The sequence below is a fragment of the Dietzia sp. SLG310A2-38A2 genome, assembly GCF_014145095.1.
Lineage (GTDB): Bacteria > Actinomycetota > Actinomycetes > Mycobacteriales > Mycobacteriaceae > Dietzia.
In genome coordinates, this window is sequence record NZ_JAALDX010000164.1 from 1 (window position 1) to 2,973 (window position 2,973).

Genomic DNA, 2,973 nt, shown 5'->3' on the forward strand with positions numbered 1-2,973 from the left:
GGCGGGGACCCCGGGGGTGGAGAGGGGGAGGACCCCGCCCGCGACGACGAGGACGGCCGAGTCACACACCTCGGCCAGCCGTCGGTTGAGCGAGCCGACCAGATCCGAGAAGAGACGGCCGGAAAGGGTGTCCGGCACGACGCCCAGGCCGACCTCGGGGGAGACCAGGACGAGCGAACCGGGGTGGGTGGCGACCACCGAGACCAGCGCATCGACCTCACCGGACACGGCCGCCCCGCCGTCAGTCCACCCGAGGGTGGCGTCCATCCGTCGGGTGAGCCAGCCCCCGAGATCGTCGACGAGGACCGTGTCGTCCGGGTGATCGGAGAGCACCCGCGAGATCTCGTCGGTCTCCTCGGTGGACCACTCGGCGGGTCTGCGGTCCCGGTGCGCGGCGATCCGGGCGGTCATCTCGTCGTCGTCGTGGTCCTGTCGCGCGGTGGCCACGTACACCACGTCCGCTCCGGTGGCCGCGGCCACAGCCTCGGCGTGGGCGGACTTGCCCGAGCGGGTGCCGCCGAGGACGAGCAGACGCATGGCGTTCCAGGCCTTCCGTGGATCGTCGGTCAGGTCAGCTGTTGATCAGGTCAGCTGTCGATCAGGTCAGATGGAGTCGCCCGGGCGGACCCGGGGCCGCGGGGTGCGGAGCATCCGCGGCTGCGTCGCCCGCATCACCGCGTACCACCCCATGCCGAACCCGGTGTCCTCGGTGTCCGGGAACCGCTCGCGGACGACTCTGTTGACCGTGCGTCCGAGGAGAATGCCGTCCACCACCACCACGACGATCAGGATGAGGAACAGGTTCTGGCTGTAGAACATCAGTTCCGGGTTGGGGATCAGCTGGAAGATGATCACGAACAGGGCCAGTGGCATGAAGAAGTTGATCAGGCGGCGGTGGGTGTCCACCCAGTCGCGGGCGAAGCGGCGGACCTCGCCGCGGTCCCGCGAGAGCACGTAGCGGTCGTCACCCTGCATCATGAGCTGGCGGCGCTCCTCACGAGCGGCACGGTTCTCGGCCCGGGCGGCCTTGCGCTCGTCCTTGGTCATGCTGGCCTCGGCGGCCTTCCGACGCTCCTTGGCCTCCTTGCGGGTGACCGGCGCAGTGACGGGACCCGTCCGCAGGCCCCGCGCGCGTTCCTGGTCCCGCCGCCTGGGGGTGGGCTTGCCCTTACCAGCGGGGCGGCGGGCATCCCCTGCAGTCCCCGGATCCGTGCCCGGGGAGGGCTCCGGCCCGGTGTCGGTACCTGCGGAGCCCTTGCCGGGTTCGTCTTTACTGGAGCCGAATGCACGCAACTTCACGTACCCAGGCTAGGCGATCGATCCTCACCAAGGGTATTCACCCATGCCTCCCTGCAGGCGTATCGTGTCAGGCGACGCGGCGTCCGGGGAATAGAGAGCTCCCCGGTGGGCGTTGCACCACCGTAGGACGCCACCGAAGACCCTCTCGGATCGCAAGGAGAACCGACATGACCACTGCGGAGAACACCGCCACGGAGACCACCGCCACCGGTGTGCTGCTCACCGACACCGCCGCCGCGAAGGCCAAGGCCCTCCTCGACCAGGAGGGTCGCGACGATCTCGCGCTGCGCATCGCCGTCCAGCCCGGTGGTTGCGCCGGCCTGCGGTACCAGCTCTTCTTCGACGACCGCTCGCTCGACGGCGACGTCGTGGACGACTTCGGCGGCATCAAGCTCGCCGTCGACCGGATGAGCGTGCCCTACCTCACGGGTGCGTCGATCGACTTCGTCGACACCATCGAGAAGCAGGGGTTCACCATCGACAACCCCCAGGCCACCGGCTCGTGCGCCTGCGGCGACTCCTTCAACTGAGCGCAGCCGGGCACTGACGACCCGGGCCGATCGCTGGTCGGCCCGGGTCGTCTACTGTCTGGAGCATGTCAGTAGTCATCACGGGTTCCATCGCCACCGACCACCTCATGACCTTCTCGGGTCGGTTCTCCGAGCAGCTCCTGCCGGACCAGCTCGCCCACGTGTCGCTGAGCTTCCTGGTGGACTCCCTCCAGATCCGCCGCGGCGGGGTGGGTGGCAACATCGCCTTCGCGCTCGGCGTGCTCGGCCGCCGGCCGCACCTGGTCGGCGCCGCGGGCGAGGACTTCTCCGAGTACCGCGAATGGCTGGAGAGGCACGGCGTCGACACCTCGGCCGTCCACATCAGCTCCGCCCTGCACACTGCGCGGTTCGTGTGCACCACCGACTCGGACATGGCCCAGCTCGCCTCGTTCTACCCCGGCGCGATGGGGGAGGCGGCCACCATCTCGCTGGCCCGCCTGGTCGACCGAATCGGTCGGCCCGACATCGTGCTCATCGGCGCCAACGACCCGACCGCGATGAACTCCCACACCGCGGAGTGCCGCGAGCTCGGGCTGGACTTCGCGGCCGACCCCTCCCAGCAGCTGGCGTTCCTCGACGGCGAGGCGGCCGCAGCACTGGTCGACGGTGCCCGGTACCTGTTCACCAACGAGTACGAGTACGAACTGCTGCTGAACAAGACGGGGTGGACGGCAGAGGAATTGGATGACAAGGTCGGCACCCGCATCACCACCCGCGGAGGCAAGAGCGTGGTGATCGTGGAGAAGGGCGCCGATCCCCTCGAGGTGGGCATCGTGCCCTCGGACAACCTGCTGGACCCCACGGGCGTCGGGGACGCGTTCCGCGCCGGCTTCCTCACCGGCGTGGTCGACGGCCTCTCGCTGGAGCGCTCGGCCCAGTTCGGCGCCCTCATCGCCACGCACGTGCTGGAGACCACCGGCACCCAGGAGTGGAGCATCGACCCGGCCGCCGCGCGCCACCGACTCGCCGCGGCCTACGGGGACGAGGCCGCCGAGGAGCTCTCGGCGCTGCTGCCCGCCTGAGTCGCACCCGGCGCCGACCGCCGAGCTGTCGACCGACCACCGACGAAAAGAGCGTTCCGCACGCATTCCCCGAGCTTGAAGTCAAGTGGTTGTTGCAACCA

General features: G+C 69.6%; 4 protein-coding genes. 2 read left to right on the forward strand and 2 right to left on the reverse strand.

What is annotated here, in order from left to right; genetic code table 11:
* A partial coding sequence (locus G6027_RS06425) for a bifunctional adenosylcobinamide kinase/adenosylcobinamide-phosphate guanylyltransferase (RefSeq protein WP_182636442.1) occupies nucleotides 1-537 on the reverse strand: 537 nt, incomplete at its 3' end.
* A 66-nt stretch (nucleotides 538-603) separates the two neighbouring features.
* Complete coding sequence (locus G6027_RS06430) at nucleotides 604-1,299, reverse strand: DUF3043 domain-containing protein (RefSeq protein WP_182636443.1); 696 nt, start codon at nucleotides 1,297-1,299, stop codon at nucleotides 604-606.
* A gap of 167 nt (nucleotides 1,300-1,466) precedes the next feature.
* On the opposite strand from G6027_RS06430, the gene G6027_RS06435 reads away from it, so the two are divergent.
* Both G6027_RS06435 and G6027_RS06440 read left to right on the forward strand, forming a co-directional pair.
* Nucleotides 1,467-1,829, forward strand: a complete 363-nt coding sequence (locus tag G6027_RS06435; RefSeq protein WP_182636444.1) for an iron-sulfur cluster assembly accessory protein — start codon at nucleotides 1,467-1,469, stop codon at nucleotides 1,827-1,829.
* Between the two features lie 65 nt (nucleotides 1,830-1,894).
* Nucleotides 1,895-2,872: a carbohydrate kinase family protein gene (locus tag G6027_RS06440; RefSeq protein ID WP_182636445.1), complete on the forward strand. Its 978-nt coding sequence runs from the start codon at nucleotides 1,895-1,897 to the stop codon at nucleotides 2,870-2,872.
* The last annotated feature ends 101 nt before the right edge of the window (nucleotides 2,873-2,973 follow it).